This is a genomic window from Cryobacterium sp. Hh38 (genome assembly GCF_004403235.1).
Taxonomy (GTDB): Bacteria; Actinomycetota; Actinomycetes; order Actinomycetales; family Microbacteriaceae; genus Cryobacterium; species Cryobacterium levicorallinum.
The window spans coordinates 205,032-230,789 of the sequence record NZ_SOHD01000017.1; the positions used below are offsets into that span (position 1 = coordinate 205,032).

Annotated in this window: 26 protein-coding genes and 1 riboswitch; of the genes, 8 read left to right on the top strand and 18 right to left on the bottom strand. The window is 66.6% G+C overall.

Annotated features, from left to right (window positions below; translation table 11 throughout):
* Positions 1 to 70: 70 nt before the first annotated feature.
* A complete protein-coding gene (locus tag E3T41_RS18425) occupies positions 71 to 652 on the bottom strand; it encodes a hypothetical protein (protein ID WP_233195401.1) in 582 nt (193 codons plus the stop codon).
* Positions 653 to 676: 24 nt separating this feature from the next.
* Between E3T41_RS18425 and E3T41_RS18960 the strand changes: the two genes are divergently transcribed.
* Positions 677 to 1,087 carry a family 1 glycosylhydrolase gene (locus E3T41_RS18960; protein ID WP_370257222.1) on the top strand — a complete coding sequence of 137 codons (411 nt, stop codon included), beginning with the start codon at positions 677 to 679 and terminating at the stop codon, positions 1,085 to 1,087.
* Here the strand turns inward: E3T41_RS18960 and thiC are convergent.
* Both thiC and E3T41_RS06925 read right to left on the bottom strand, forming a co-directional pair.
* Positions 1,041 to 2,696: a phosphomethylpyrimidine synthase ThiC gene (thiC, locus tag E3T41_RS06920; protein ID WP_092448089.1), complete on the bottom strand. Its 1,656-nt coding sequence runs from the start codon at positions 2,694 to 2,696 to the stop codon at positions 1,041 to 1,043. The genes E3T41_RS18960 and thiC overlap by 47 nt on opposite strands.
* A riboswitch (TPP riboswitch) is annotated at positions 2,691 to 2,798 on the bottom strand. It overlaps the preceding gene by 6 nt.
* A gap of 164 nt (positions 2,799 to 2,962) precedes the next feature.
* Positions 2,963 to 3,931: a response regulator transcription factor family protein gene (locus E3T41_RS06925; RefSeq protein WP_092448090.1), complete on the bottom strand. Its 969-nt coding sequence runs from the start codon at positions 3,929 to 3,931 to the stop codon at positions 2,963 to 2,965.
* A gap of 113 nt (positions 3,932 to 4,044) precedes the next feature.
* Between E3T41_RS06925 and hxlB the strand changes: the two genes are divergently transcribed.
* The 3 genes from hxlB to E3T41_RS06940 all read left to right on the top strand — a co-directional run bounded on the left by hxlB (position 4,045) and on the right by E3T41_RS06940 (position 7,003).
* Positions 4,045 to 4,629 carry a 6-phospho-3-hexuloisomerase gene (hxlB, locus tag E3T41_RS06930; protein WP_092448091.1) on the top strand — a complete coding sequence of 195 codons (585 nt, stop codon included), beginning with the start codon at positions 4,045 to 4,047 and terminating at the stop codon, positions 4,627 to 4,629.
* 58 nt (positions 4,630 to 4,687) lie between these two features.
* The gene (gene hxlA / locus E3T41_RS06935) at positions 4,688 to 5,311 is read left to right on the top strand and encodes a 3-hexulose-6-phosphate synthase (RefSeq protein WP_092448092.1); all 624 of its coding nucleotides are present in this window, start codon (positions 4,688 to 4,690) and stop codon (positions 5,309 to 5,311) included.
* A gap of 261 nt (positions 5,312 to 5,572) precedes the next feature.
* Positions 5,573 to 7,003 (top strand): FAD-binding oxidoreductase, encoded by a 1,431-nt coding sequence (locus tag E3T41_RS06940; protein WP_134477855.1) that lies wholly within the window; start codon positions 5,573 to 5,575, stop codon positions 7,001 to 7,003.
* Positions 7,004 to 7,013: 10 nt separating this feature from the next.
* On the opposite strand, the gene E3T41_RS17825 is transcribed toward E3T41_RS06940, so the two are convergent.
* The 6 genes from E3T41_RS17825 to E3T41_RS06965 form a co-directional block, all read right to left on the bottom strand.
* Positions 7,014 to 7,157, bottom strand: coding sequence for a hypothetical protein (locus E3T41_RS17825; RefSeq protein ID WP_166791509.1), 144 nt, complete (start codon positions 7,155 to 7,157; stop codon positions 7,014 to 7,016).
* Positions 7,158 to 7,343, bottom strand: coding sequence for a hypothetical protein (locus E3T41_RS06945; protein ID WP_134477857.1), 186 nt, complete (start codon positions 7,341 to 7,343; stop codon positions 7,158 to 7,160).
* Between the two features lie 134 nt (positions 7,344 to 7,477).
* The gene (phnE, locus tag E3T41_RS06950) at positions 7,478 to 8,317 is read right to left on the bottom strand and encodes a phosphonate ABC transporter, permease protein PhnE (RefSeq protein ID WP_198415577.1); all 840 of its coding nucleotides are present in this window, start codon (positions 8,315 to 8,317) and stop codon (positions 7,478 to 7,480) included.
* Positions 8,314 to 9,111: a phosphonate ABC transporter ATP-binding protein gene (locus E3T41_RS06955; RefSeq protein WP_092448095.1), complete on the bottom strand. Its 798-nt coding sequence runs from the start codon at positions 9,109 to 9,111 to the stop codon at positions 8,314 to 8,316. The genes phnE and E3T41_RS06955 overlap by 4 nt, the downstream gene beginning before the upstream one ends.
* Positions 9,112 to 9,158: 47 nt before the next feature.
* Positions 9,159 to 10,079, bottom strand: a complete 921-nt coding sequence (locus E3T41_RS06960; protein ID WP_158251664.1) for a PhnD/SsuA/transferrin family substrate-binding protein — start codon at positions 10,077 to 10,079, stop codon at positions 9,159 to 9,161.
* Positions 10,080 to 10,252: 173 nt separating this feature from the next.
* The gene (locus E3T41_RS06965; RefSeq protein ID WP_092448097.1) at positions 10,253 to 10,921 is read right to left on the bottom strand and encodes an HAD hydrolase-like protein; all 669 of its coding nucleotides are present in this window, start codon (positions 10,919 to 10,921) and stop codon (positions 10,253 to 10,255) included.
* 112 nt (positions 10,922 to 11,033) lie between these two features.
* On the opposite strand from E3T41_RS06965, the gene E3T41_RS06970 reads away from it, so the two are divergent.
* A complete protein-coding gene (locus tag E3T41_RS06970) occupies positions 11,034 to 11,969 on the top strand; it encodes an aldo/keto reductase family oxidoreductase (RefSeq protein WP_241991055.1) in 936 nt (311 codons plus the stop codon).
* Here E3T41_RS06970 and nucS read toward each other — a convergent pair.
* From nucS to E3T41_RS07005, 7 genes are all read right to left on the bottom strand, one after another.
* Positions 11,966 to 12,661 carry an endonuclease NucS gene (gene nucS, locus E3T41_RS06975; protein WP_092448099.1) on the bottom strand — a complete coding sequence of 232 codons (696 nt, stop codon included), beginning with the start codon at positions 12,659 to 12,661 and terminating at the stop codon, positions 11,966 to 11,968. The two genes, E3T41_RS06970 and nucS, sit on opposite strands and share 4 nt — an antisense overlap.
* A 98-nt stretch (positions 12,662 to 12,759) precedes the next feature.
* Positions 12,760 to 13,755, bottom strand: coding sequence for a dihydroxyacetone kinase subunit DhaK (gene dhaK, locus E3T41_RS06980; RefSeq protein WP_092448100.1), 996 nt, complete (start codon positions 13,753 to 13,755; stop codon positions 12,760 to 12,762).
* Between the two features lie 43 nt (positions 13,756 to 13,798).
* Entirely contained in the window at positions 13,799 to 14,431 is a 633-nt protein-coding gene (dhaL, locus tag E3T41_RS06985; protein ID WP_092448101.1) for a dihydroxyacetone kinase subunit DhaL, read from the bottom strand.
* Entirely contained in the window at positions 14,428 to 15,219 is a 792-nt protein-coding gene (locus E3T41_RS06990; RefSeq protein ID WP_092448102.1) for an HAD-IA family hydrolase, read from the bottom strand. The genes dhaL and E3T41_RS06990 overlap by 4 nt, the downstream gene beginning before the upstream one ends.
* Before the next feature lie 3 nt (positions 15,220 to 15,222).
* Positions 15,223 to 16,083 carry a class II fructose-bisphosphate aldolase gene (locus E3T41_RS06995; RefSeq protein WP_092448103.1) on the bottom strand — a complete coding sequence of 287 codons (861 nt, stop codon included), beginning with the start codon at positions 16,081 to 16,083 and terminating at the stop codon, positions 15,223 to 15,225.
* A gap of 110 nt (positions 16,084 to 16,193) precedes the next feature.
* A complete protein-coding gene (locus E3T41_RS07000) occupies positions 16,194 to 17,501 on the bottom strand; it encodes a GAF domain-containing protein (protein WP_092448104.1) in 1,308 nt (435 codons plus the stop codon).
* A 145-nt stretch (positions 17,502 to 17,646) separates the two neighbouring features.
* Positions 17,647 to 18,864, bottom strand: a complete 1,218-nt coding sequence (locus E3T41_RS07005) for an MFS transporter (RefSeq protein ID WP_092448105.1) — start codon at positions 18,862 to 18,864, stop codon at positions 17,647 to 17,649.
* Between the two features lie 247 nt (positions 18,865 to 19,111).
* Here E3T41_RS07005 and E3T41_RS07010 point away from each other — a divergent pair, with 247 nt between their 5' ends.
* From E3T41_RS07010 to E3T41_RS07020, 3 genes are all read left to right on the top strand, one after another.
* Positions 19,112 to 20,149: an extracellular solute-binding protein gene (locus E3T41_RS07010; RefSeq protein ID WP_134477859.1), complete on the top strand. Its 1,038-nt coding sequence runs from the start codon at positions 19,112 to 19,114 to the stop codon at positions 20,147 to 20,149.
* Positions 20,150 to 20,323: 174 nt separating this feature from the next.
* Complete coding sequence (locus E3T41_RS07015) at positions 20,324 to 21,895, top strand: iron ABC transporter permease (RefSeq protein ID WP_134477861.1); 1,572 nt, start codon at positions 20,324 to 20,326, stop codon at positions 21,893 to 21,895.
* The gene (locus E3T41_RS07020) at positions 21,895 to 23,232 is read left to right on the top strand and encodes an ABC transporter ATP-binding protein (RefSeq protein WP_134477863.1); all 1,338 of its coding nucleotides are present in this window, start codon (positions 21,895 to 21,897) and stop codon (positions 23,230 to 23,232) included. Before E3T41_RS07015 ends, E3T41_RS07020 begins: the two co-directional genes overlap by 1 nt.
* A gap of 21 nt (positions 23,233 to 23,253) precedes the next feature.
* Here the strand turns inward: E3T41_RS07020 and E3T41_RS18435 are convergent, their stop codons facing one another.
* A complete protein-coding gene (locus E3T41_RS18435; RefSeq protein ID WP_241991060.1) occupies positions 23,254 to 23,601 on the bottom strand; it encodes a hypothetical protein in 348 nt (115 codons plus the stop codon).
* A 675-nt stretch (positions 23,602 to 24,276) separates the two neighbouring features.
* Positions 24,277 to 25,599, bottom strand: coding sequence for an MATE family efflux transporter (locus E3T41_RS07030; protein WP_092448109.1), 1,323 nt, complete (start codon positions 25,597 to 25,599; stop codon positions 24,277 to 24,279).
* Positions 25,600 to 25,758: the final 159 nt, after the last annotated feature.

Here is a 25,758-nt window from a genome sequence, read left to right on the forward strand (position 1 = left end):
ATGCCTGTTTGCCCAAGCCGGGGTAAGCCGCGGGTGGACTAGGAAATTACCCCCAATTTCGGGGATCATTTCAGGAGTTGGTATGATGCCCGGTTCCGAGGGACAGGCTGGCCCCCTGAGGCCCGTCCAGGACGAGGGCAATGACCTGATTGGGGATTTCGAAAACGAGGGTGGCTTGAACGGATGCTCCGCTCTGCTCCGCCGGGTCGACCCAGAGCGCGGTGGACCGCGCGCCGAGTCCGGACAGGGAGTAGTCGGCGGCGCGAAAGGCGAGGCCGGAGGCATCCGTTTCGGTCAGTTCGAGCAGAATGCGCACGCGGTGGGCCCCGGGCTGCACCGGGCTGGAGAGCAGATCGGCGGCGGTCGCCGGCACCCAGCCATCGGTTTCGAGCGGGATGATCGCGCTGATGCGGGCGAGTCCGCCGGGCACGGCGGCCGTATCGCCGAACGGGGTGCTCGGCTTCGTACCGGTGAGCAGCAGCACGCCAGCCAGGGCAGCCATCACGAGCCAGGCGATGGCCAATGGGATCAGAATTTTGCGGCGGCGTTGGAACAGGGTGCGAGGCGAGGGACGCCTGTGCCGTGTGGTGCCCGGATGCTTCTCCCCGTCGTCGGGACGCACCAGACGCAGCGTTACATTCGCGGGAGTCATGTGCGGAATTCTGACCGCGGGACCATGGGAAAACCCTGCTCCGGTCTGGTTTGTCGCGGATGGGCTGGCGTGGGCGCGTTCGTCAAGGACGGGATCGAGGTGCTCGGCTACGAGCACTGGAGCGCCCTCGACAACTACGAGTGCGCGAGCGGATTCCGGCCGACATTAGGGCTCATCGAGGTCGACCACGAGACGTTCGTTCGCACGCCCAAGCCGAGCCTGGCCTGGCTGGCTGGGTCGCGCGGGCGAACGGGCTGGAGTAGCGAAGGTCCTTCGCGACCGGTCGTTCACAACTGCTCGCGGCGCCAGCGATCCGGGCACCGGCGACCCCGGAAGCGGCGACCGTGGGAGTGCCCGGTGGGCATCCGCTTGTCGAAAATGACCGTCATCAGAGCACCCGCGGCGGTAGATAGACCGAGCTGCCCAGACGGGTGAACTCGGCCGACTTCTCGGCCATTCCCGCCTCGATGGCCTCGAGACTGGTGAGGCCGTTCTCTTCGGCGTACACCCGAACATCCGCTGAAATACGCATGGAACAGAACTTGGGACCGCACATGCTGCAGAAGTGGGCGGCCTTGGCTGGGCCGGCCGGCAGCGTCTCGTCGTGAAAGCTCTGCGCGGTGTCCGGGTCGAGCGAGAGCGCGAACTGGTCGGTCCAACGAAATTCGAACCGGGCCCGACTGAGGGCGTCGTCGCGTTCCTGGGCGCGCGGATGCTGTTTGCCCAGGTCGGCGGAGTGCGCGGCGATCTTGTAGGTGATCACGCCGGTTTTCACGTCGTCGCGGTTGGGCAGGCCGAGGTGTTCCTTGGGCGTGACGTAGCAGAGCATGGCGGTGCCGGCCTGGGCGATGATGGCCGCGCCGATCGCGCTCGTGATGTGGTCGTAGGCCGGAGCGATGTCGGTGGCGAGCGGGCCGAGCGTGTAGAACGGGGCCTCCTCGCAGAGTTCCTCCTCGAGCGCCACGTTTTCAACGATCTTGTGCATCGGAACGTGGCCGGGGCCCTCGATCATCACCTGCACTCCGTAGGACTTCGCGACCTTCGTCAGCTCACCGAGGGTGCGCAGCTCCGCGAACTGGGCCTCGTCGTTCGCGTCGGCGATCGAGCCGGGGCGCAGGCCGTCGCCGAGCGAGAAGGTCACGTCGTAGCGGCGCAGAATCTCGCACAGCTCCACGAAGTGGGTGTAGAGAAAACTCTCCTGGTGGTGCGCGAGGCACCAGGCGGCCATGATCGAGCCGCCGCGCGAGACGATTCCGGTCACCCGGTTGGCGGTCAGCGGCACGTAGCGCAGCAGCACGCCGGCGTGCACGGTCATGTAGTCGACGCCCTGCTCGCACTGCTCGATCACGGTGTCGCGGTAGATCTCCCAGGTGAGTAGCGACGGGTCGCCGTTGACCTTTTCAACGGCCTGGTAGAGCGGAACGGTGCCCACCGGAATGGGCGAGTTGCGCATGATCCACTCCCGAGTGAGGTGAATGTCCTTGCCGGTGGAGAGATCCATCAGGGTGTCGGCGCCCCAGCGGGCCGCCCAGACCATCTTCTCGACCTCTTCGGCGATCGACGAGGTCACCGCCGAGTTGCCGATGTTCGCGTTGATCTTCACGGTGAAGGCCTTGCCGATGATCATCGGCTCGCTCTCCGGATGCTTGTGGTTGGCCGGAATGACGGCCCGGCCGCGCGCCACCTCGTCGCGGACAAGCTCGACCGAGACGCCCTCGCGCGCGGCGATGTAGGCCATCTCCGGCGTGACAATGCCGGCGCGGGCCCAGACCAGCTGGGTGGCAGCGCCATCGATGGGCAGCGGATGCTCCCACCCGGCCCGAGTCTGCGGCAGCCCCGTCTCGAGATCGATGGTGGCCGTCTCGTCGGTGTACGGGCCGGACGTGTCGTACAGGTCGAAGTGTTCGCCGTTGCTGAGGTTCACCCGGCGAACGGGAACTTCGAGTCCGGGCCAGTCCTTTACCGGTTCGTAGCGTTTGCTGCTGCCCTGGATCGGGCCGGTCGTGACCGTTTTTGACATGGTTGTTTCATCAATTGTGCGCATTGGTTTCGAACTTCCTACGCCGGCATTACCCGGACAGGTTCAACGGTCGACGGCCCTGGCCGTCCTCTCAGCTCGCTGGTGCGCGCTCCCGTGGTTGGTGTGTCTTCTGACTCCTTCACCCTAGCGCTGGTTGCGCGCTCGGGTCCTACCGGGGTCGCGGTCACCGCGCCCGTTGGGGGCCATCGCTCCGGGCATCGCTGGCGCTATGACCGGGAACTGGCGCCCGAGTCTGCGGGTGCCAGGCATAGCTGGCGCTGGGCATCCGCTTAGCGAGCGAGGGCGGCCAGCTCGACGCGGGTCGAGGCACCGACCTTGCGCAGCAGGTTGGCCACGTGAAACTTCACTGTGTTCTCGCTGATGGTCAGGGCCTGTGCGATGGCCTTGTTGCGCGCCCCAGAGGCGACGAGTTCGAGCACGCCGCGTTCGCGTGGGCTGAGGCCCCAGGCCGCGGCGGTGGTGACGGATGCCGTGGGCGCGTCGAGCGGCAGCGACACGGCCATCTCGGAGCCCCAGCCGGCGGTGGCCTCCACGTTGAGTGTGCCGCTGAGCGCGACGACGCGGGCGGCGAGCTGACGCACGCTCGGAACCTCGGCATCGAGGTTGCCCGGACCGTCGTCCCGAATGCGGATGAGCAGGTTACTTCCGTCGCAGTCCCACTGCACGCGCACCCGCGCGACCCCGGCCTGTTCGACGAGGGCGAGTACGGCGCCGCGAACGATGGCGCGGGCTTCGTGGGCGACCTCGCCGGGCAATGCCCGACCGTTCACCGGCGGCTCGATGAACTGCACGTCGAGGTCGCCGAAGCGCACGAGCGGGCGCAGGTCGTTCCTGAGACGTTCGAAGGCGCGGGCGACGGGTTCCTCGGTGAGACTGCGATCGAGGTCGCTCACCGCGCGCAGGGCGACCATCGCGGCGGCGGCGAGTTCGGTGGCCTTCTGTCGGGCGGCGGTGTCACTCGTGCTGCCGGAGCGCAGCACAGCAAGCAGGGATTCCAGCGTGGTGGCGTGTGCGTCGGTGAGGTCGGCGATGAGTTTGGAACGTTCGGCGGCTGCGCTGCGCGCTGTTTGAACCGGGGAGTTTGCGGGGAGCGTCGAGCGTTTTGCGGTCGTGGCGGATGACGCGGCCGGTTCGGCTGCTCCGGTAGCAGCATCAGACCGGAGGGCGGCGGCCGTGCTGCGCGCAGCGGCCTCAGTGGCGGTGGCGCGCACGCCGGGGTTAGATGGAGCGGAAGTCATGCCCCCAGCCTACCCGGGCCATCCTCGGAGCCCACCCAGAGCCATCCGTTTGGGTAGGAAAACCGCTCGTTTGGCGGGCAGCATTCCCACTCGAAGGAGTGGAACATGGAATCATGACCGAAACGACAACCACCCCACTGGCAGCGGATGCCCTCGGCCTCATTTTCGCCGAGAACGGCCGCGTCGTCGAGGCGCTGCAATCGGCATCCGCTTCAGTACTGGATGAGGCGGCAACCCTGCTCGCCGCGGCACCCCGGGTATTTGTGCTCGGTGCTGGCCGCTCCGGGCTGGCACTGAAGATGACCGCGATGCGACTCATGCACCTCGGCCTCGACGTGCACGTGGTGGGCGAGGTGACCAGCCCGGCGATTGTGTCGGGTGACGTGCTGCTGGTGGCGAGCGGATCCGGAACGACGGGCGCCATTGTGCGTGCCGCCGAGACGGCTCACGGCGTGGGGGCGAGCATTCTCGCGCTGACCACGGCGCCCGAGTCGCCGCTCGGGCGGCTCGCCGCGGTGACCGTGGTCATTCCCGCGGCTGCCAAGCAGGACCACGCCGGGCAGGTGTCGGCCCAGTATTCGGGCGGCCTGTTCGAGCAGTCGGTGTTGTTCGTCGGCGACGCCCTGTTTCACACGCTCTGGAAGGCGAGCGGTTCCACGGCCGAACAGCTCTGGCCGCGTCACGCCAACCTCGAATAGAGCGCGCACCCTTTCCAAGAACTTTCCACTCTTAAACACTAATAGAAAGCAGAATCCCATGAAGCTTCAGGTAGCTATGGACGTACTGACCACCGAAGCGGCGCTCACGCTGGCTGCTCAGGTTGCACCGCACGTCGACATCATCGAGCTCGGCACCCCGCTGATCAAGGCAGAGGGCCTGCGCGCCGTCACCGCGATCAAGAACGCGCACCCCGACAAGATCGTCTTCGCCGACCTCAAGACGATGGATGCCGGCGAGCTCGAAGCCGACATCGCCTTCGCCGCCGGTGCAGACCTCGTCACCGTGCTCGGCACGGCCGGGGACAGCACCATTATCGGAGCCGTCGCCGCCGCGACCAAGCACGGCAAGGGCATCGTCGTTGACCTCATCGGCGTTGCCGACAAGGTCACCCGCGCCCGCGAGGTCACGGCGCTCGGTGCCCAGTTCGTCGAGATGCACGCTGGACTCGACGAGCAGGCCGAGCCCGGCTTCTCGCTCGCCACACTGCTCAACCAGGGCGAGACCGCCAAGGTTCCGTTCTCCCTTGCCGGCGGCGTGAACCTGTCGACCATCTCTTCGGTGCAGCGCGCCGGAGCAACGGTCGCCGTTGCCGGCGGAGCAATCTACGGCGCCGAAGACCCGGCCGCAGCTGCTGCCGCCCTTCGCGCCGCGATTATCTAGCCCAAGCGCTTAATCTGGTGCCGTCCCGCGTCTGCGGGGCGGCACTTTTGCGTTAGCGGCACTATCGCGTTAAGCGGATGTCCCTGCCCGGGTGACGAGAAATCCGACCGGGCCCGGGCCTGGTCGATGGGGCACTCCTGCACGCATGGGCGCACATTCCGCGCCCCGGCCTGTCGGTGGGCGCGGCTAGGCTGGTGGCGCCCAGACTAGTTGGCGGCATCGTCGCCGCGAGAGGACGCCACCCATGACCAGCAGCCACGCATGAATAGCACCATTTTCGACCGGGCCCGGCCAGCGGCATCCGTTGTTAAAGCCTCGCTCACGGGAACACGCCAGGGCTCGTTTTGGCTCGAGGAGCTCGAGCCGCGTACCGGCTATCCAGCGCTCACCGGCGACCTGCGCTGCAATCTCGCGATCGTTGGCGGCGGCTACCTCGGACTGTGGAGTGCGGTGCTGGCCAAGCAGCAAAACCCTGATGCGAGGGTGCTTTTGTTGGAGGCGCGCACGGTCGGCTGGGCGGCATCCGGTCGCAATGGCGGCTTCTGCGAGGCGAGCCTGACCCACGGTGACGACAACGGGCGCAGCCGCTGGCCGAAAGAGATCGACCGACTGACCGAACTGGGCAACGAGAATCTCGACGAGATCGAACGAGCGGTGGCAGACCTCGGCATCGACTGCGATTTTGAACGCACCGGATCCATCGACCTCGCCATCGAAGAGCATCAGATTGAGTGGCTGCGCGAAGAGACGATCGGCGAAAACGTGGTGTTTCTCGACGAGTCCGCAGTGCGGGCCGAGGTCGCGTCACCGACCTATCTCGCCGGCGTCTGGCACCGGCGCAGCACCGCCCTCGTGCATCCGGGCAAGCTCGCCGCCGAACTGGCGCGCGTGGCGACCGACCTTGGAGTGGAGATCTTCGAGCACTCGCTCGTGCAGAGCGTGGACACGGCCCGACGTCTGCCGGCCCAGGGCGCCCGGGTAGTGACCGCGGGCGGCACCGTGACCGCGCAGAAGGTCGCGCTCGCCACCAATGTCTTTCCCTCGCTGCTCAAACGCAACAAACTCGCGACCGTTCCAGTCTACGACTACGTGCTAATGACCGAACCGCTCGATGCGAGCCAGCTCGCCGCGATCGGCTGGCAGAATCGGCAGGGCCTGAGCGACCTCGCCAACCAGTTTCACTACTACCGACTGAGCGCCGACAACCGCATTCTGTTTGGCGGCTACGACGCCGTGTACCACTACGGGCGAAAGGTGCGCAGCGGCTACGAGAACCGACCGGAGACCTTCGAGAAGCTCAGCAGCCACTTCTTCACGACGTTTCCGCAGCTGGCCGGCGTGCGCTTCAGCCACAAATGGGCCGGTGCGATCGACACGTCCACGCAGTTCTGCGCCTTCTTCGGGCAGGCTCGCGGCGGGCGCATCAGTTATGCGGCCGGCTTCACCGGCCTCGGTGTTGGTGCCACGCATTTCGCCGCCCAGGTCATGCTAGACCAGCTGGCCGGCCGCAGTACGGAGCGCACTGAACTGGCCATGGTGCGGGGCCGTCCGCTTTCGTTCCCACCGGAGCCGCTCGCATCCGCTGGAATTCAGGCCACGCGCTGGGCACTCAATCGTGCCGACCACAATCGGGGCCGCCGCAACGTGCTGCTTAAGGGGCTCGATGCCGTGGGCCTAGGCTTCGACTCGTAGCCGGGACCGACTATTTGCCGATGGGACCTGGCAGGCCCTTTTCGGCCAACACGGCGTCGGCCTCTTCCGGCCGACTGAGATCAGTGAGTATTTCGGCGCGCACTTCACGGGCATAACTGTAGAGTTCCGCGTCTGAGATTTCATCCTTCATCATTTACCCCTTCCAGGTGGCTGGCAAGCGAGCGACCACCAGCTGTGCCAGGTCCCTATCATCTTCTTTTGCTTCGTCTTCTTTCGCGAGCTTGCGCAGCGAAGCGAGGCCGGCGATGCAGGCAGCGACGAACGTTCCGTCCCAGGGAATGATCCCAAATAGGTAGAACTGCTCGGCTTCGAAGGTCATGGTCCAGAACATAGCGGTCAGCGACCGCGTCCAACAACAACGACCGGGTCATCCAGGCTCCGGTCCCGAAATGTCAGACAAGAGGATGCCATACCTCGGCGGGCCTGGACCGACCAGCGGATGCCGCGCCGCGGCTAGTGCGGCGCGACTGCGGAGCTGCCGTCGAGCATCCGCTTGCGTGCCACGCTGCTGAGTCGCTCGGCCAAGAGGACGACGATGAGAATCATGATGATGATCGTCATCGCGGTGTCGAACTGGCGCAGTTGGAATGCCACGTTCAGCTCGACGCCGATGCCACCGGCTCCGACCAGGCCGAGTACCGCCGCGCCACGAATGGATTTTTCGAGGCAGTACAGGCTGGTGCCCGTGAACGACGGAAACGCGGTCGGGATGACCGCACAGGCCATGACGCTGATGCGGTTGGCTCCGGTAGAGCGCAACGCGTCGATCGGACCGCGGTCGAGCTCTTCGATGCGTTCCGCGAAGAAGCGGCCCGCGAAACCGATCGTATCGACCATGATCGTCAGGATTCCGGCGATCGGTCCGAGACCGACCGACACGACGAAAACCATGGCCCAGACCAAGTCGGGCACGCTGCGCATGACCGTGAGCAGTGATTTCGCGGCCACGTGAATCATGCTGTGTGGTGTGGTGTTTCGCGCAGCGAGCAGAGCGATCGGCAGGCTGAGGAGCACGCCGAGGGCCGTACCGATGATGGCCATCTCGATGGTTTCGAGCATGGCCTCCGCGAGGTTTGGCACGCGATCAGTCGCCGGTGGAAATCCGCGCGAGAGAAAATCCCACGTGCGCGCTGGGGCCATGAGTAGCCGTTCGGGGCTCAGATCGAGGCGGGACACCCCGTGAATGGCGAGTCCCGCGAGCACCAGCACGGCCAGAAATGCTCCGCCGTGGGGGCGCCGAAACCGGCTGGGTGGCGCGCTGGTGACGCGCGTCGGCCGGGTGGTCATGATCATCGATTCACTCCTGCTTCGTCGTGCTGCGAGTTCTCGGCGGAATCAGCCTGCTCTGAGTCCTCGGAATACAGCCCGGCCAAATCGGTCCGAGACAGATCACGCATGTGCCCATCGAGCAGCAATCGGCCGCGTTGCAGTGCGACCACGCGGTCGCCATACGCCTCGGCGAGTTCCAGCTGGTGCAGGGTACAGACGAGCGTCAGACTCTTTTCTGCCACGACCTGCCAGAGCACGTCCATCACTTCCCGCCCGGCCCGGGGGTCGAGGGCGGCCACGGGTTCATCCGCGAGCACGATCGTTGGGCGTTGCATCAGCATCCTGGCGATCGCGACGCGCTGGCGCTGCCCACCGGACAGCTGGTCAGCGCGGCGCGAGGCGAAGGGGGCCAGGCCCACGCGTTCCAGACAGACCATGGCCTCGTCTCGCACAGTGCTGGACGAGGTCCAGGCGAACCAATTTCGTGGGTTGTCGGTGCGCCCGAGAGAACCGTGTCCGACGTTCGACAACACGCTGACCTGGTCCACGAGGTTAATCGATTGAAAGACCGTGCCGACCCGCCGACGCACGTCGCGCAGTTCTCTCGCCGTGGCTCCGGTCACCGCCGTTCCATCGAGGGAAATAGCGCCGGCCGTGGGCTCAATCAGACGAGTCAGTGCCTTGAGCAAGGTCGACTTACCGGATGCGTTGTGCCCCAGCAGCACGATGGCCTCACCCTGGTCAACGGTCAGGTTGATGCCGTCGAGGGCTTCTGTTCCATCGGGATAGCGATGACTTAGATCGCGCACGCTGATCATGGGTGTGGCGTGGGGGACAGAGGTGCTGCATGGGCTGTGCTGCCGGCTCACTCGGGGAGCTCGGCGAAATCGGCGAATCCAGCCGCTTCGAAGGCCGCGCGCGTCGGGTCGTAGTCGGCATCCGTGGCGACCTGGAATTCGGATTCGAGGTACTTGTCACTCTCGCCGGTCGCGGTGATGGCGTCGAGAAGCACCTGCTGGTTTTCGGTCAGGGTCTCTTGAAGCCAGGTCGCGCATCCGCTGCCGAGAGCGCTGCGGGCCACGAACAGATCGTTGGGCAGGTCGGGTCCCTCGGCCAGCATTTTGATCGATCCGGCCCCCAGTTCCTCTTCGATCTCCGCGAAGTCGCTCAGGCCGGTGCCGAGCGCATCGCCCTCACCGGCGCCGAATGCCGCGATGCGGGTCGCGCCGAGCGGAACGACGTCGACGTTATCGCCAGCGACGAGGCCGGCGTTGGAGAGCATTTCCAGCGGGCCCAGGTGACCGGAGGTGGAACCGACCTCCTTGGTGATGACCGTGGAATTTTCGAGGTCGGCAAGCTCCGTCACGGTGGAATCGGCGCGGGTCACGATCATGGAGCGGTAGCCGGGGCGGGTGATACCGACAACCGGGATGGCGTCCGCTTCCTGCTTCAGAACGACATATTCGGCGGGACCAGTCAGGAGCAGGTCGATCTCGTCGAATTCCAGCGCGGTCGACGCTGCGGTGCGGCTGGAGATTGGGTAAAACTCAACGTTCTTGCCGGTGGCTTCTTCAAATGCCGTACGGAATCCCTCGAATTCGACGACGAGAGTTTCGAGTCCTTCCACGCCCGTGTCGCTGAATCGAAGCGTGTCGGGGCACGAGTCCGCGCCGGTCGCGGCGAGAGGCTGGTCACTCGCGGTACTGGTTGCGGCGCATCCGCTCAAGGCCAGAATGCTGACGAGGGCAAGGGCGGGAATGGACCTGTGGCTAGCTTTGGATCGCAAAAGATGGAGCCTAACTGGTTGTGACGCGGCGAGAATAGAAGAACCCGAGAGTATTCGCCGCTCGGGTTCTTCAACACGCTGTCATTCCCCGGTCACCAGCCGTTTACCTCCCGGTGAACACGAGGCAAATGCGAGGTGAACCGCGTGGGGGTTCCGCCTGGTTCGCGATGGCCTCAGCCGAGCAGCAGCTTGCGGAGCTGGTCGGTCGAGTGCACGACCGCGGTCGCCGCCTCGGCCTCGGCCGGCGAGCCGTAGCCCCACTCCACCAGAATCGCCGGAATGCCATTCGCCTGCGCGCCGATGGCGTCGTAGCTGCGGTCGCCGACCAGGACGGCGCCGCCGGTGTCTACGCCGGTCGCGGCCAGGCGGGCGAGCGCCTCTGCGACGATGTCGGCCTTGTTGCTGCGGGTGTCGTCGGCGGAGGCACCGACGGTGGCCGTGAAGTACTTGGCGAGGTCGAAGTGCGTGAGAATGGCGATCGCACTGAGCTCGGGCTTGCTGGTGGCCAGGGCGAGCGGAATTCCGGCCGCGTGGATACGTTCGAGCAGGCCGGCGACGCCGGGAAAGACAGCCGTGTCGAGCGCGGCGGCGCCGTGGTACTCGGCGCGGTAGACGGCGATGGCTTCGACGGCTTCGGCGGGGGTCATGCCGGCGTATTCCTGAAAGGCGTCGAACATGGGTGGGCCGACGTAGGCGAGCAGTTGGGCAGCGGAGGGCACCGGGCGGCCGAGCAGCGTAAACGTGCGGGCCAGAGAGCTGGTGATAGCCGGGGCGGAATCCGTGATGGTTCCGTCAAGGTCGAAGAGAATGGCGCTCCAGGTGCGCGTCAATGTTGCGTTCATTCGGCATAGCCTAGGCGGTCAGCCGAAAAAGTGTCCCATTTACCCATTTTCTCAGCATTCGTACGGTTAGTGAGGCGCTAGCCTTTTCGTTCCCCCTCACAAAGGAATCCGTATGACGCTGTCTCCGCCCGCCCGCCTGATCTACGGCTGCATGGGACTCGGCGGCGACTGGACGCCCGGGCCGGTCACCCCGGCCGCGATCGATCAGGCCGTCGCCGCGGTCGAGGCCGCGCTGTCCATCGGCATAACGGTGTTCGACCACGCCGACATTTACCGCTTTGGCAAGGCGGAGCAGGTGTTCGGTGAGGTTCTGAAACGCTCGCCGGGACTGCGCGAGCGCATCGAGATTCAGACGAAGTGCGGCATCCGCTTGGATGCAGAGCACGCTCCCTACGACCTCGGGGCGATCGTGGCGCGCGTCGACGACAGCCTCGCGCGCCTGGGCGTTGACTACGTCGACACGTTGCTGCTGCACCGGCCCGATCCGTTGCTCGAACCCGCCGTTGTCGCTGCGGCGGTGACCGACCTGCACGCCGCCGGAAAAATTCGCGCGCTCGGCGTCTCGAACATGTCGGGAGCGCAGATCGCGTTCCTCCAGCGCGAGATCGACCTGCCGATCGTGGTGAACCAGCTTGAGATGAGCCTGCTCAAGCGCGACTGGGTCGACAGCACGGTGCTGGTTAACCACCCGGACGGCGCCGACAACACCTTTCCGCACGGCACGCTGGAGTACTGCGCGAGTAATGGGGTGCGGCTGCAGGCCTGGGGCGCGCTCGCGCAGGGCCGGTATTCCGGGGCGCCGGGCGCGGCGGCCGAGGAGGCGGCATCCGCTTTGGTGCAGACGCTGGCCGAGGCGAAGAACACGACCCGCGAGGCCATCGTTCTCGGCTGGCTGATGCGACACCCCGCGCACATCGATCCCGTCCTCGGATCGAGCGATCCGGCGCGCATTCGGGCCTGCGGGGATGCAGCCGCGCAGGCAGCGGCGATGACCCGCGACGAGTGGTTCGCGTTGTACCTTGCGGCCCGCGGGCGCCCGCTGCCCTAAAAGAGTTTCGAGGCCGTGTCGTCGAGGCCGCGCATGGCGTCGTAGTCGAGGAGCAGACAGCGGATGCCGCGATCCTCCGCCAACTTGCGGGCCTGCGGTTTGATCGTCTGCGCCGCAAAAACCCCACTGACCGGCGCCAAATGCGGGTCGCGATTCATGAGTTCGAGGTAGCGCGTGAGCTGCTCCACCCCGTCGATATCGCCATTTCGTTTGAGTTCTACCGCGACAGATCGGCCGGCGGCATCCTGCGCGAGGATATCGACCGGCCCGATGGCGGTCATGTACTCGCGGCGCACGAAGGTGAAACCCTCGCCGAGCAGATGAATGTGCTCGGCCAACAGCTTCTGCAGGTGCGACTCCGCGCCGTCCTTGATCAGGCCGGGGTCGATGCCGAGCTCGTGCGCCGAGTCGTGCTGCACCTCGTACACGCTGACCACGAGCTGGTCGGCGGTCTTGCCGTGGGTGACCGTCCAGAGGGCGGTGATTCCGGCATCCGCTTGATCGCCGTCGGGCTCGGAGATGGCGATCGAGCAGGGTGGGCTCATCCAGTTCAGCGGTTTGTAGGAGCCGCCGTCGGAGTGCACGAGCACGCTGCCATCGGACTTGATCATCAGCAGACGGGTGGCCAGCGGCAGGTGCGCGCTAAGACGCCCGGCATAGTCAACGGAGCATTTCGCAATTACAAGGCGCACTGAACGAGTTTATCCTGGTCGCCTTCGGCCTCTCATCGGCACGGGCCTCGGCGACCGCGCTCACGGGCCTCGGCGACCGCGCTCACGGGTCGGGCGGCTCAGAAAACTCGCATTGCGATCTCGGCCGGGGCGGCGAGTAGTGCCGTTATCTCGTCGTCGAGTCGCACCAGCGTGATCGAGGCACCGGCCATGTCGAGCGAGGTGCAGTACTCGCCGACATAGTTACGTCCCACGGTCATGCCCAGCGCGGTGAGCCGCTTGTGGATGATCCCGTAGAGAATGTACAGCTCACTGATCGGCGTGCCGCCGAGGCCGTTCACCATCACGGCGACCCGGTCCCCGCTGACGAATGGCAGGTCGGGAACGATCGCGCTGAGCAGCTCGTCCACGATCTCGTCGGCGGGCATCCATTTGGCCCGGCGTCGCCCCGGTTCGCCGTGGATGCCGACGCCGATCTCGATCTCGTCGTCGCCGAGGGCAAACAGGGGTTCCCCCCGGGCGGGAGGAGTGCAGGCCGTCAGCGCGACACCCATGGTGCGGGTGACGGAATTGACCTTTTCGCCGATGCGCACCAGCTCGTCGAGGTCGGCACCGGACTCCGCCGCGGCTCCAACGGCCTTCATCACGAAGAAGTTGCCGGCCACGCCGCGGCGGCCGACGGTGTAGGTGGAGTCCTGCACCGACACGTCATCGTCGATGAACAGCGTGCGCACCTGGATGCCGTCGGCGCTGGATGCCTCCTCGGCCATCTCGAACGCCATCCGGTCTCCGGTGTAGTTGTTGACCAGGAGCAGCACCCCCTTGTCGGAGGCGAGGAGCTTGGTGGACTCGATAATGAAGTCGATCGGCGGGGCGGCAAAGACGTCTCCAGGGCACGCGCCGTCCAGCATCCCCTTACCGACCGTCATCACGTGGGCTGGCTCATGACCGGAGCCGGAGCCCTGAATGATGGTGACCTTGTCGTGGTTGGGGGCATCCGCTCGATGGATGAGGTGATACTCGGGAACGTAGCGCAGGGTGTCGGGGTTCGCGAGCGCGATGCCCTCGAGCATCTCGGGAACGAACTGCTGGGGGTCGTTGATGAACTTCTTCATGATGTCTCCACGTCGTTGTCGGGATCGGATGGTTATCGGTGGGCTAGTTGGCCCAGGTTCGGGCGAGGCGCTCGACCAGCACAGCAATGGCGATCGCGCCAGCGTCGGGCGATCCCACGCTGCGCTCGCCGGTGTAGCTCGCGCGCCCGCGCCGGGCCTGGAGCAGGCTCGTGGCTTGTGCGGCCTCCCGAGCGGAGACCGCCATCTTGCCCAGAGCAGTCTTGGCGTCGTCGCCGGCCGCAAATGCGGCCTCGAGCGTGTCGACGGCGGGCACAAAAGCATCGAGCAGGGTTTTGTCACCGACATCGGACTTACCGCGGTACTTGATCCCTTCGATGGCCGCGCGCAGCGCGGTGATGGTGTCCGCCGGGCTGATCTCGTTTCGGCCCTTGAGCGCGGTGCCGGCGCGCAGGAATGCCGTTCCCCAGAGCGGCCCCGACGTTCCCCCGATGGTGCTGGTGATGACAATCGCGATCTTGCTCAGGAATACCCCGGGGTCCGTGCGGTCAACGCCGTCCCAGCCGGAGAGCACAACCTCGAAACCGCGGGCCAGAGAGTAGCCGAAGTCCCCGTCACCGACAACTGAGTCAAGTTCGCCGAAGTATTTCTCGTTGACGAGGGCCTCCTCGGCGATGGAGCGCACCACGAATTCAGTCGCGTTCAGGGAACTGGTCATGATTCTTCCTCCTGGTTGGGGGCGCGCAGCAGCATCGAAAGGTCGCCCAGCGTCACGAAACCGTTCGGCACCACGCCGGCAGGAGAGCCCAGCACGGTTGCGAGTTCGCCATCCGGGTCGCCGAGCGAGGTGACGACGAGGGCAGCACCGTCAAAGTTCTCATCGACGGTGTAACTGCTCACTGTGACGAGGGTGCGCAACCCGGCAGCGCGGGCGGCGCGCAGGCCGTTGTTGCTGTCCTCGATGACGATCGCCTCGTCGGTGCTCACGCCGAGGTGCTCCAAGGCATAGGCGTAGATGTCCGGCGCAGGTTTCTTGGCGGCCACGATGTCTCCCGCGAATACTTGGAACTGCGCGGCCAGGGACTCGCCCACCGCGTGGGTCAGCACTGCCCGCACGGAGGGTTCGGCCGAGGTTGAGGCGACCGCGAGCATCCAGCCGGCAGCAGCCGCCTCGGCGACGATCCGGGCGATCCCCGGGCGGGCGGGCAGCGCTCCGACAGCGATCAGGTCGGTGTAAATCTGGGTCTTGCGCCGATGCCAGGTGGCGACGGTTTCTTGTTGCCGGGCCGGATCGGCGGGAAGATGGGCCGCCTGAACGAAGTCCGGCGTGAGCAGGCTCGTAAGGCGTTCCTTGCCACCGCCGATCAGCAACTTCTCGGCGTAATCCTCCTCGCTCCAGTGCACGGGCAGTCCGAACTCCGCGAAGCTGGCGTTGAAGGCGGGCAGGTGTCCGTGGCGTTCGGTGTCGGCGAGTACGCCGTCGCAGTCGAAGATCAGTGCCGGCATCGCTTACCAGGCCTGGCCGGCCGAGCCGAACGTGCGGGCCAGGCCCGTTGTGAGGTCGACGACATCGCCACTCACAGCGCGAAAAAGCGTCGGCGGGTCCCATTTGTCGGCCTCTTCGGCGAACCGCAGGTTGGCCAGGGTGGATTGCAGATAGGTCACCTTGAGGGCGGTAGAGATGTTCACCTTGGAACAGCCGCGCTGGATCAGGTCGTGGAATTGGGCGTCCGTCATTCCGGTGCCGCCGTGCAGGGCGATGGGTATTGGATGCGCCGCCACCAGATCGCTGACCCGGTCGAAGTCCAAAACGGGTTTCGATTTGTAGACGCCGTGGGCGTTGCCGATGGACGGAGCGAAGACATCGACGCCGGTCGCTTCAATGAACGCGAGGGATACGTCAAGGGTCTGCCGCGCCGCGGTCTGATCGGAGCCGACACCGTCTTCGACGCCGGTGATGGATTCAATCTCACCCTCGACATGGGCTCCGTAGCCTCGGGCCTCCTTGACCACCTCAATGGTTTGGCGCTGGTTCTCGGCCACGGGCAGCTGGGACGCGTCGAAGAGCACCGAGTTCCAGCCGATGGCCAGGCACTCGCTGATCACGTCACGGTCGGGGCAGTGGTCGAGGTGCAGGGCGACGGGCACGTCGATGTCGGCGGTCATGGATTGCCACATAGCGAACAGCACCTTCGCGCCGATCGAGCGCACGGTCTTGACCGACGTCTGCACGATGATCGGCGAGCGAACTTCGACTGCGGCAACCAGCACCCCCTGCATGGTGAGGTCGTTGAACACGTTGACAGCAGGCACGCCGTAGCGGGCATCGAACGCCCGGTCGACGATTTCCTTCAGGGAAACAACTGGCACGACGGCCTCCTTTGGCTTCGTCCCACGTTAAACCGGCACGCGCATCGCGCGCTATCGGGGAGTCCCCCCATTCGCTTTGGGGGAAATCCCTGGTCGTCGTCGGCATCCGTTCAGGAATGATGCGGATGGGCCAGCCCGGCCAGCATTGTGCGGTTGGCTGCTCCCGTCTTCCTGAGGATCGTGCCGACGTGTTTTTCGACGGTTTTTACCGAGATGCCAAGTTCCGTACCGATCTGCTTGTCCCGGAGTCCTCCCTCCACCAGCCGGCGCACCTCCCGCTCGCGGGACGTGAGGAGGGCGGGATCGGCCGGTTCGCCCCACATTTCCAGTAGGGAGCGCGACAGAACAGCATCGCCGGCAACGGCCGAGTCGACCGCTCGCACGAGCGAATGCCCCTCGGCGGATCGGTTCAGGAACCCGCGGGCGCCAGAGTGGGCCGCGCGCCGGATTCGTTCGTCGTGTGGGTCTCCGACCAGGAGCACGACGGCCGTGCCCGGACTGGTGCGAGCCAGCGCCTCGATCAGGTCGGTGTCTGGCAGGTCGGTGCCTGGCAGGTCGACCAGATCGATGTCAGTGACCACGACGTCGGGCTGCAGATACCGTGCCGCAGCGAGGGCGCCGGCAGCGTCGCCGCACTCGGCGATCACCTGGATGCCCGTCCCCTCCTGCGTGAGCAGGTGCACCAAGCCGGCGCGGATCACCGGTCGTTCGTGCATGACGAGCACCCGAGGGGGGTGTGTCTCGGTGAGGCGCCCGATCGATACGTGCGTCGGTCTGCACGGATCGTCGCCGCCCGGCAGCCCGAATCTGTGGGCCAGCGCTGCACGCTCGGACGTGTGGAACTCGGCCAGATTGATGTTGACCTCGATGGCCACGGTGTGCAGACGGAAGTCGGCGATGGCGGCGGCCGCCTGAGCGGCGAAACGTTCGAGTATCCGGGCGTCCTGGCTGGTGAAGAGGCGCTCGGAGGTATTGGCAAAGACCACGCAGGCGCCGATGACCCCGGAAGGAAGCCTGATCGGCACGCCGATGACTGGGCGCTGGTAGCGGGCGTCGTCCCGGCCGAGATGACCGCCCGGCACTTTGGAGTACTCACTGAACACAACGGATCCACCGGCTCGCACGACTGCTCCGGTGACGCCTTCATCCAGTGAGAAGACTTGGCCAGCCCGGCATTCGTCGCCGAGGTCGACCTCTTTGCGGTAGACCTGAGCGGTCTCATCAATAGTGCAGATCGATCCCATGGCGCATCCCAGCAACTGGGCGGCGCGCAGCAGGATCCGTTCCAGCAGAGGTCCGAGCCCCGTATCACCGGCCGGCCCCGTAGCCAGGAACAGGGCTACTTCATCGCCGGGTTCATCGGTCTGCGATCGAGGGGCATTACGAGGGGTCGGCAGGTGAGTCGGGGTCGGGCCCATCGTCTTCTCGTCTCTGAGTGTGCAAGCCAGCCTGGTTCCGTAGACAGCACTTCACCCTATGGGTCTGTCCCCCCTTGGCGCTAGCGGCGGGTGCTTCGATGTGGCGAGGAACCACACCAGCCGACGTAGCCTTCTGTGACGTGACTCACGCGGCGTGGGGCCGTGCCGCCGGGGCGGCCAGCCCGGCCAGCACCATCAGCACCAAAACCAGGTACAGCGCGTTGAGGATTCCCCAGGCTTCGCCGAGCAGTCCGAGCACGGGCGGTCCGACCAGAAAAGCACCGTAGCCGATGATGGCGACGGCGCTCACCCGCGCCGCAGCGTTCTTGGTGTCGTCCGCGGCCGCCGACATGCCCACCGGAAAACCGAGCGAGGCGCCGATACCCCAGAGGATTGTACCGACAAAAACGAGCGGGGTGTTCGGCGCGAGGATGAACAGTACGAGCCCCGCGATGCCGATTCCGGCGCAGGCCCGCAGCACGAGCACCCGGCCGAACCGGTCGAGCAGGGGGCCACCGATCACGCGGCCCACGGTCATCGCGGCCACGAATACCCCGAATACGATGGCGCCGTCGGTGTTGCTGAGGCCGTGTCCATCGACCGAGGCGAGGGCCAGCCAGTCGTTCGCCGAGCCCTCGGCGAATGTCATGCCGAGCACGATCAGCCCGATCAGCAGCAGTTTGCGATCACGCCAGACGGCGAGGCTGCCCTGCAGGCGCGCGCGCCAGGCGAGGCGCGGGGCATCCGCTTCAGTATCGATTTCGATGGCGGCCGGCAGGAACCGCACGGCCACGAGAACGGTGCCCAGAACGAGTGCGGCCATGACCAGCAGATGCCAGAACACCGAAACCTGCCAAGCGGATGCCGCGGCGCCGCCGAGCGCGCCGACCACCGTGCCGAGGCTGAAGCAGGCGTGCATGAGTGGCATCAGAGTGCGGCCGATGGCCCGCTCGGCGGCCGCGCCCTCGACGTTCATCATGACGTCGAGGGATCCCATGCCCACGCCGAACACGGCGAGGGCAGCGAACACGAACGGGGCCGAGGGCGCGAGGCTGACGCCGACGCCCATGAACACGAGTCCGGTCGCCGACAGCGAGATGCTGACCAGCATGGCGCGGCGTGCGCCGAGGCGGGCGAGCAGGCCGGCTGCGATCAGCAGTCCGACGACCGAACCGGCCGAGAGACCGAAGATGAGGATGCCGACCTGCGCGGTATCGAGGCCCAGGCCGTCGCGGACGGCGGGAACCCGCGCCATCCAGCTGGCCAGGCCCAGTCCGGAGACGAAGAACGCTGCGAATACGGCGTTGCGCCAGCCGATCAGGCCCGAGCGTGTGGCGGTGGTAATCACGGGGGAGTTGGTCATCGGGCTCCTCAAGTGGCGGGCGGGAGGCCTCGACAGCGGGTGGGTGGGAACCTTAACGCTACAACGAGAAGTTCCCACAGAGGGTGGAGATGGCACTGAATGCTCAGGGTGACCTCGCTCGCGGTGGTTCTCGCTCAAGACCTGCCTGACACCGGCGCATGACGCCGGAAGACACCGCCGATTGGCGTCGCTCAGCGGGTTAGCGTAGCCTTACCTTAGCCAATCAAACCCCTGTCCTTGGAGTCACATGCGCATCCCGCTCTCCCTCGCCGCCCTCGTTGCCGGCGCCACCGTTCTTGCCCTCGCCGGGTGCACCCAAGCCGCCGAGCCAACGACAGCAGAGGCCACGAGCGACGGAGCCTTCACTCTCTACTCCGGTCGCGACGAAGCGCTCATCCAGCCGCTCATCGACCAGTTCGAAGAGACCAGCGGCATCAGCGTCGAGGTTCGTTACGGCAACACCGCCGAGCTCGGCGCGTTGCTGCTCGAGGAGGGCGACGCCACGCCCGCCCAGGTCTTCCTCGCGCAGGACGCCGGAGCGCTCGGTGCTCTCGCCAACGCCGACCTGTTTGCCACGCTTCCCGCCGAGACGACCGACGCGGTCCCGGTCGGATTCACCTCGACCGACGACACCTGGGTCGGCGTCACCGGCCGGGCCCGCGTGATCGCCTACGACAGCGAGGCGATGAGCGCGGCCGAGGTGCCAACATCCGTTGACGCCTTCACCGACCCGGCGTGGGCCGGAAAATTCGGAATCGCGCCGACCAATGCGAGCTTCCAGGCCTTCGTCACCGCCTACCGTGTGCTGAACGGCGAAGAAGCCGCCGATGAGTGGGTCGCCGCCATCGCCGCGAACAGCCCGGTCATCTTCGACAACAACCGCGCCATTCTCGCCGCCGTCAATGACGGTGTGATCGAGGCCGGACTGCTCAATCACTACTACTGGTTTGCCATGGCCGCCGAGACCGGCGAAGAAAACATGCGTGCTCAGCTCTCTTACCCCGAAGCTGGAGACGCTGGATCCATCGTGAACGTGGCCGGGGCCGGCCTGCTCGCCGGAGCAGCCGAAGACGCCGACGCGCTCGAATTCATCGACTACCTGGTCGGCGCGAAGGCGCAGCAGTACTTCGTGGATGAGACATTCGAGTACCCGTTGATCGCTGGCATCGACGCCCCGGCTGGCCTGCCGGCGCTCGACTCGCTGGTCAACCCCGACCTCGACCTCGCCGACCTCGACACCCTCGAAGACACCCAGACCCTGCTGGGCAAGCACGGCCTGATCTAATATTAAAGCAGTGAAGGCGCGGTTGCGGGCTCAGGTCGGCAGCCGCGCCCTACCCTTTACCAAAGCGGATGCCCCGGCGCCTGCCCGGTCTCGGAGCGCCAGCCGCTGCGGAGAGCTGCGCCCGACCCCACCGGTGGCCGCTCCCCGAGCCGCCCGATCACCCGGGCCGCGCGCATGACCGAACTACTGATCCCGCCGCCGGAAACGGCCGCGACCCGCGCGCCAGCCCGGTACCGCTTCGGTGCCCCGCCCTGGCTGCTGGCCGTCGCTGCGCTCTGCGCCGCAACGGCCGCCATCCCGCTGGTCTACCTGGTGGTGCGCACGACCGAGGCCGGTCTGACCGAACTTCTCGATACCCTCGTGCGCCCGCGAGTGCTGCAGCTCACGATCAACACCGCGCTGCTCGCCGCCGCCGTCACCCTGTCCGCTCTCGTGCTCGGCACGATCTGCGCCTGGATCCTCACTCGCATTCGCTTGCCGTTCCAGCGCACGCTCCTGCTGGTCTCGGCGCTGCCGCTCGCGGTGCCGAGCTACCTCGCCGCCTACGGCTGGCTGGTGTGGTTTCCGCACCTTAACGGCTTCTGGGCCAGCTGGTTCGTCATGACCATGGTCTGCACCCCCTACGTGACGCTGCCGGTCGCGGCGGCGCTGCGCGGGGCATCCGCTGATCTGGAATTGGTGGCCCGCACCCTGGGTCGCGGTCCGCTGCGGGCCTTTGCGGCGGCGACCTGGCCGCAGATTCGCCCGGCCGCGATTGCCGGCGCGCTGTTGGTCTGCCTCTACTCACTGAGCGATTTCGGGCTCGTCTCGATGCTGCGTTTGCAGACGCTGACCTGGGGAATCAACGCCGCCTACGGCGCAAGCTTCGACCGCAACCAGGCCGCGCTGCTCGCCCTCGTGCTCGTGGTGCTCGCCCTCGTGGTCGTGGCCGGCGAACGCCGCAGCCGCCGTCAGGTCGCCAGCGTTCCCGGCCGCAGCACCATGCCTTCCCGCGCGCCCGGCCGCAATGGGCCCTTTTACGTGGCAGTGCTCGTTGCCGCGCCGCTGGCCGGGGTCGTGGTTCCCGTGGTCGGGCTGCTCAGCCGGCTGATCGAGGCCGAAACCCTGCGCGCCATCGACGTTCCCCGGCTGCTCGAGGCCGTCGGTTCGACCCTCGGGATCGCCCTCGCTGCCGCCGTGGTCGCCGTGCTCGTGGCGCTGCCGATCGCGGCGCTCGCGGCCCGCTACTCCGGTCGCCTGGTCGCCGTGATCGAGGCCGTTGGGTTTCTCGGCCACGCCCTGCCAGGCATCGTCGTGGGTCTCTCGCTCGTATTCTTCGCGCTCGCCGCGGTTCCGATGTTCTACCAAACCTCCGTCGTGCTCGTCTTTGCCTACGTCGTTCTGTTCATGCCGCGGGCGATTGGCAGCGTGCGCAGCGGTATCGCGGCGGTGCCGACGAGCCTCAGCGACGTCTCCCGCATGCTCGGCCTGTCACCGTTTCAGGCCTGGTGGCGGGTCACCGCGCGCCTCGCCCTGCCCGGCATCGCGATCGGTGCACTGCTTGTGGCCATCTCGGCCATGAAAGAATTACCAGCGACGCTGCTGCTGCGGCCGACGAGCGTGTCCACGCTCGCCACCGAGTTGTGGAGTCGCACGGCACTGTTCGAGTTCGGCGCTGCGGCGCCGTACGCTGCGGCGCTCGTGCTCGTGGCGATGGTGCCCGCGGTGCTGCTTAGCGGCATCCGCGGCACAGCAAGGGAGAACTAGTGGGCTGGGTAACGATCGAGGCGCTCCGCGTTGCCTACGGTGACCGCCGAGTGCTTGACGACGTCAGTTTGCGCATTCCGCGCGGCTCGCTCGTGGCCGTTCTCGGTCCAAGCGGATGCGGCAAGACCACGCTCCTGCGCGCCGTCGCGGGTTTGTTGCCGGTCGCCTCCGGCACCATCAGCGTCGGTGGACGCCTCGTCACCGGCCCCGGCGTGCAGCGGGCGCCGGAGAAACGCGGAATGGGCTGGGTCCCGCAGGATGCCTCGCTGTTTCCGCACCTCACTGTCGGCGAGAACATCGGCTTCGGGCTGCCGCGTACGAAGCAGAACGACGATCTCTACTGCGAACCGGGCGAGGCTCCGAGCCGAGTCGCCGGGCTCCTTGCCGGACTCAGGCAGCGGGGGCGCGCGAACCGCACAGGACCGGCCTCGCTGAGGGTCGGTGCGGCGCTGCCCGCGAACCCGCGCACAGTTTCGTTGGCGCACCATCCAGTCGCGCCGGGGCACAACCACCTCGCACCCGCACCGATCACACCCGACCGCGATCGCCAGACCAGCCGCGCGGCCCGCATTGCAGAGCTCGCCACCCTCGTTGGCCTGGCCGAACTCGTCGATCGCGCCCCCTCCCAGCTCTCCGGCGGGCAGGCCCAACGGGTCTCGCTGGCACGGGCGCTCGCCCCGCGGCCCGACCTGATGCTGCTCGACGAGCCGTTCGCCGCCCTCGACCCGCTGCTGCGCTCCGCCCTGCGCACCGAGGTCGCGGCACTGCTGCGCGGCCAGCACAACACGAGCCTGCTCGTGACGCACGACCAGGAGGAGGCGCTGTCGCTGGCCGACTTCGTCGCCGTGATGTGCGGCGGCGAGATTTTGCAGTTCGGCACGCCAGCGGATGTCTACGAGCGCCCGGTCAATCCGTGGGTCGCCGGCTTCGTCGGCGATACCGTCGAGCTCGACGGTTTGTGGCGGGGCGGCCGGGTCGAGTGTGCCCTCGGCTCGCTCGCGGCGGACTGGATGGGCGCGCAGGCAGTGCCAGCGCAGTCGTCGGGTGCGCCGAGGGGTGAGCGGACCGCAGCATCCGCTCCCCGTGATGGAACGCCGGTGCTCGTGCTGCTGCGTCCGGAATGGCTGACCCTGGCCGACCCATCAGCCGAGCGGGGGACGGATGCCGTCACCACGGCCATCGCCTACGCCGGCCACGATGCCCTGGTCACCTTTACGATCGCCGACTTGGCAAAGACAGAGGTGCGCGCCCGCGTCGCCGCGCCCGACCTGCCGCCACTTAGCGCACGGGTGAAGCTCGGAGTGCGCCAGAACGCCCTCGCCTATCCGCTGGCCTGAGGGCGGCGATTGGACGATGGGTCAGACGGCGGGGTTGTAGAGACTCGACGTGATGGAATCAAACGGCACCGCGGCTAAGGACACCTGGATCACCTGGGTTGAGGAGTACCCTGCGCAGGAGACGGTCATTTTTCCACCACCGCTCGGCATCGTCAGCACGGCGGTGCCCGAGAATGACGTCATGGGTCCGGTGGTGAAAAACGGCGTGAAGAATTGGCCTCGACCGGTGTATCCGCCGTCAATCTGACAGATTCCCGAATCGTTGGCCGCATTACCGGAATACGTCACGACATACCGTCCTTCCGGAGCGAACGCCTGCACGACGTCTGTATAGACCTCCCAGTCACTGTTGTAAGCAACGAGGTTCATCCAAGAGCCGGGGTTCAGGGCGTAGATGGCGCTGCTCGAGGAAGAAGCCCCGGCCGCGCCGGTTGCGCCCTGGGGCCCCGTGTCTCCGGTCGCGCCGGTCGGACCAGTGGCTCCGACCGCCCCATAATTGCCGGTGCTGCCAGCGGCTCCCGCGGACCCGGTCAGTCCAGCTGATCCCGTAGTCCCGGTGAGTCCTTGAGGTCCCGTCGAACCGGTCTGTCCGGCAGCTCCCGAAGCACCCGTCCTTCCCTCGGCACCCGTGATGCCCGCGGGTCCGATGTCGCCAGTTGTGCCCGCGGGTCCGATGTCGCCAGTTGTGCCGGCAGTTCCCACCGTTCCAGTTGCACCGGTCGCTCCAGTCGCACCCGTGGACTCGACCGCAGAACAGCCCATCAACGACAGCACGATGAGTGCCGCAGTACCCGTCCCTAGGACTCTCAAATTTTTGCTCATCTGCAGAAAGTATCGGTTGGGTAAATGGGTATTTAAGCATTAGCTCTCGCGTGCTGCGTTCTACCCCCTCTTTGGGGGTTTTTGAACCCCTTTTAGGGTTCGTTGCCATCTACAAGGTTCGCCTTTTGCTGCACGGGCTGCCGATTGCTGCTCGAGCGCGTGGCACGCCGCTCGCGCACGCAGCTTTGCGGCGCGCGAGCAGGAAGCGTGCGCGGCAGGCGGCTAGTGGGCGCCGACGACCATCCAGGCCAGGCTGCGGGCGCGCAGCGACAGCGTCACGGCACGGGCACCGAGATAGCCCAGCGCGAACGCGGCCATGAGCAGCGCGAGCCCGGCCTCGCCCGCCGGAGCCCAGACCAGTACAGCGGCGGCCAGTGGCACGAACACGGCGAGGTTGAGCAGCCCGGTCAGGGCGAGATAGCGGGCGTCGCCGGCGCCGATGAGCACGCCGTCGAGCACGAATACGACCGCGCCGAGGGGAACGGACGCCCCGAGCACGATCAAGGTCAGCGGCAGCAGTTGAGTTACCGCTGAGGCATTGGTGAACGCGTGCCCGAGTACCCCGCTCGTGCCGATGACGCCCAAGGCGAGGACGAGTCCGGCCAGCACGCCCCACTCCAGGCAGCGGCGCAGCACGGCGCGAACCTGTGCCACATCCCCGGCACCGAGGCCGCGGCCGACGAGGGCCTGGGCGGCGATCGCGAGGGCGTCGAGGGCGAACGCCAGGGTCGCGAACAACGTCATCGCAATCTGAAAGGCAGCGAGCTCGGGCGAGCCGAGCTGGGCGGCAACGAACACGGCGAGCAGCATGGCGGCGCGCAGGCTCAGCGTGCGCACAAACAGCCAGCCGCCGCTCCTGGCACCCAGCAGAAGCCCAGCCCGGTGCGGGCGAAGAGGGGCGCTGTGGCGTCGGGCATGCCGGGTGACCACGACGAGGTACACAGCGACCATGCCCCACTGCGCCACAACGGTGCCGACGGCTGACCCGGCGATGCCCCAGCCGAGCAGGTAGATGAACACGTAGTTCAGTGCGATGTTCGCGCCGAAACCGATGCCGGCCACATAGAGCGGGGTGCGGGTGTCCTGCAGGCCGCGCAGCAGGCCCGTTGCCGCGAACACCAGCAGCATGGCGGGCAGGCCGAACATGGAGATGCCGAGGTAGGTGGCGGCATCCGCTGTCACGGCGGATTCAGCGCCGAACGCCCCGACCAGCGCCGGGGTGGCGAGCAGGCCGCCAGCCGCGAGCGCCACGCCGAGGCCGAGGGCGAGCCAGAGCCCGTCGATGCCGACCGACACCGCCCTCTTGGAATCGCCCGCACCGAGCCAGCGAGCCACGGCCGGGGTCGTGCTGTAGGCGAGAAAAACCATGAGACCGATGATGGTCTGCAGCACCGCGCTGGCCAGGCCGAGTCCGGCGAGCGGAGTGGTGCCGAGGTGCCCGACCATCGCCGAATCCGCCAGCAGAAACAGCGGCTCGGCCACGAGCGCGCCGAGCGCGGGTACGGCGAGACGCAAAATGTCCCGGTCTATGGGCTGCGTGCGCAAAATATTGATGCTTCGACTCTACGGCGGTCCGCGCATACGCCACCCGCGCATACGGAAGATGTCAACCTTTATGAGTCAGTTTCTTTAGGTGGTCATTGAGTTCGTTCCTGCTTTCAGGGGTTCGTTGATCCAGGTCGTGGTCGGGAACGTTAGTGGCGT

What these genes read in the sequence shown, in the direction of transcription:
- E3T41_RS06965 (WP_092448097.1), bottom strand. Translation starts at nt 10,921, where the DNA reads ATGAACGCAACATTGACGCGCACCTGGAGCGCCATTCTCTTCGACCTT.
- dhaL (WP_092448101.1), bottom strand. Translation starts at nt 14,431, where the DNA reads ATGACCAGTTCCCTGAACGCGACTGAATTCGTGGTGCGCTCCATCGCC.
- E3T41_RS18435 (WP_241991060.1), bottom strand. Translation starts at nt 23,601, where the DNA reads ATGAACCTCGTTGCTTACAACAGTGACTGGGAGGTCTATACAGACGTC.
- E3T41_RS18425 (WP_233195401.1), bottom strand. Translation starts at nt 652, where the DNA reads ATGACTCCCGCGAATGTAACGCTGCGTCTGGTGCGTCCCGACGACGGG.
- E3T41_RS06925 (WP_092448090.1), bottom strand. Translation starts at nt 3,931, where the DNA reads ATGACTTCCGCTCCATCTAACCCCGGCGTGCGCGCCACCGCCACTGAG.
- hxlB (WP_092448091.1), top strand. Translation starts at nt 4,045, where the DNA reads ATGACCGAAACGACAACCACCCCACTGGCAGCGGATGCCCTCGGCCTC.
- dhaK (WP_092448100.1), bottom strand. Translation starts at nt 13,755, where the DNA reads ATGAAGAAGTTCATCAACGACCCCCAGCAGTTCGTTCCCGAGATGCTC.
- E3T41_RS07000 (WP_092448104.1), bottom strand. Translation starts at nt 17,501, where the DNA reads ATGGGCCCGACCCCGACTCACCTGCCGACCCCTCGTAATGCCCCTCGA.
- E3T41_RS07010 (WP_134477859.1), top strand. Translation starts at nt 19,112, where the DNA reads ATGCGCATCCCGCTCTCCCTCGCCGCCCTCGTTGCCGGCGCCACCGTT.
- thiC (WP_092448089.1), bottom strand. Translation starts at nt 2,696, where the DNA reads ATGCGCACAATTGATGAAACAACCATGTCAAAAACGGTCACGACCGGC.
- E3T41_RS06940 (WP_134477855.1), top strand. Translation starts at nt 5,573, where the DNA reads ATGAATAGCACCATTTTCGACCGGGCCCGGCCAGCGGCATCCGTTGTT.
- E3T41_RS06955 (WP_092448095.1), bottom strand. Translation starts at nt 9,111, where the DNA reads ATGATCAGCGTGCGCGATCTAAGTCATCGCTATCCCGATGGAACAGAA.
- E3T41_RS06970 (WP_241991055.1), top strand. Translation starts at nt 11,034, where the DNA reads ATGACGCTGTCTCCGCCCGCCCGCCTGATCTACGGCTGCATGGGACTC.
- E3T41_RS07005 (WP_092448105.1), bottom strand. Translation starts at nt 18,864, where the DNA reads ATGACCAACTCCCCCGTGATTACCACCGCCACACGCTCGGGCCTGATC.
- E3T41_RS07015 (WP_134477861.1), top strand. Translation starts at nt 20,324, where the DNA reads ATGACCGAACTACTGATCCCGCCGCCGGAAACGGCCGCGACCCGCGCG.
- hxlA (WP_092448092.1), top strand. Translation starts at nt 4,688, where the DNA reads ATGAAGCTTCAGGTAGCTATGGACGTACTGACCACCGAAGCGGCGCTC.
- E3T41_RS06945 (WP_134477857.1), bottom strand. Translation starts at nt 7,343, where the DNA reads ATGACCTTCGAAGCCGAGCAGTTCTACCTATTTGGGATCATTCCCTGG.
- E3T41_RS06990 (WP_092448102.1), bottom strand. Translation starts at nt 15,219, where the DNA reads ATGCCGGCACTGATCTTCGACTGCGACGGCGTACTCGCCGACACCGAA.
- E3T41_RS17825 (WP_166791509.1), bottom strand. Translation starts at nt 7,157, where the DNA reads ATGATGAAGGATGAAATCTCAGACGCGGAACTCTACAGTTATGCCCGT.
- E3T41_RS18960 (WP_370257222.1), top strand. Translation starts at nt 677, where the DNA reads ATGGGAAAACCCTGCTCCGGTCTGGTTTGTCGCGGATGGGCTGGCGTG.
- phnE (WP_198415577.1), bottom strand. Translation starts at nt 8,317, where the DNA reads ATGATCATGACCACCCGGCCGACGCGCGTCACCAGCGCGCCACCCAGC.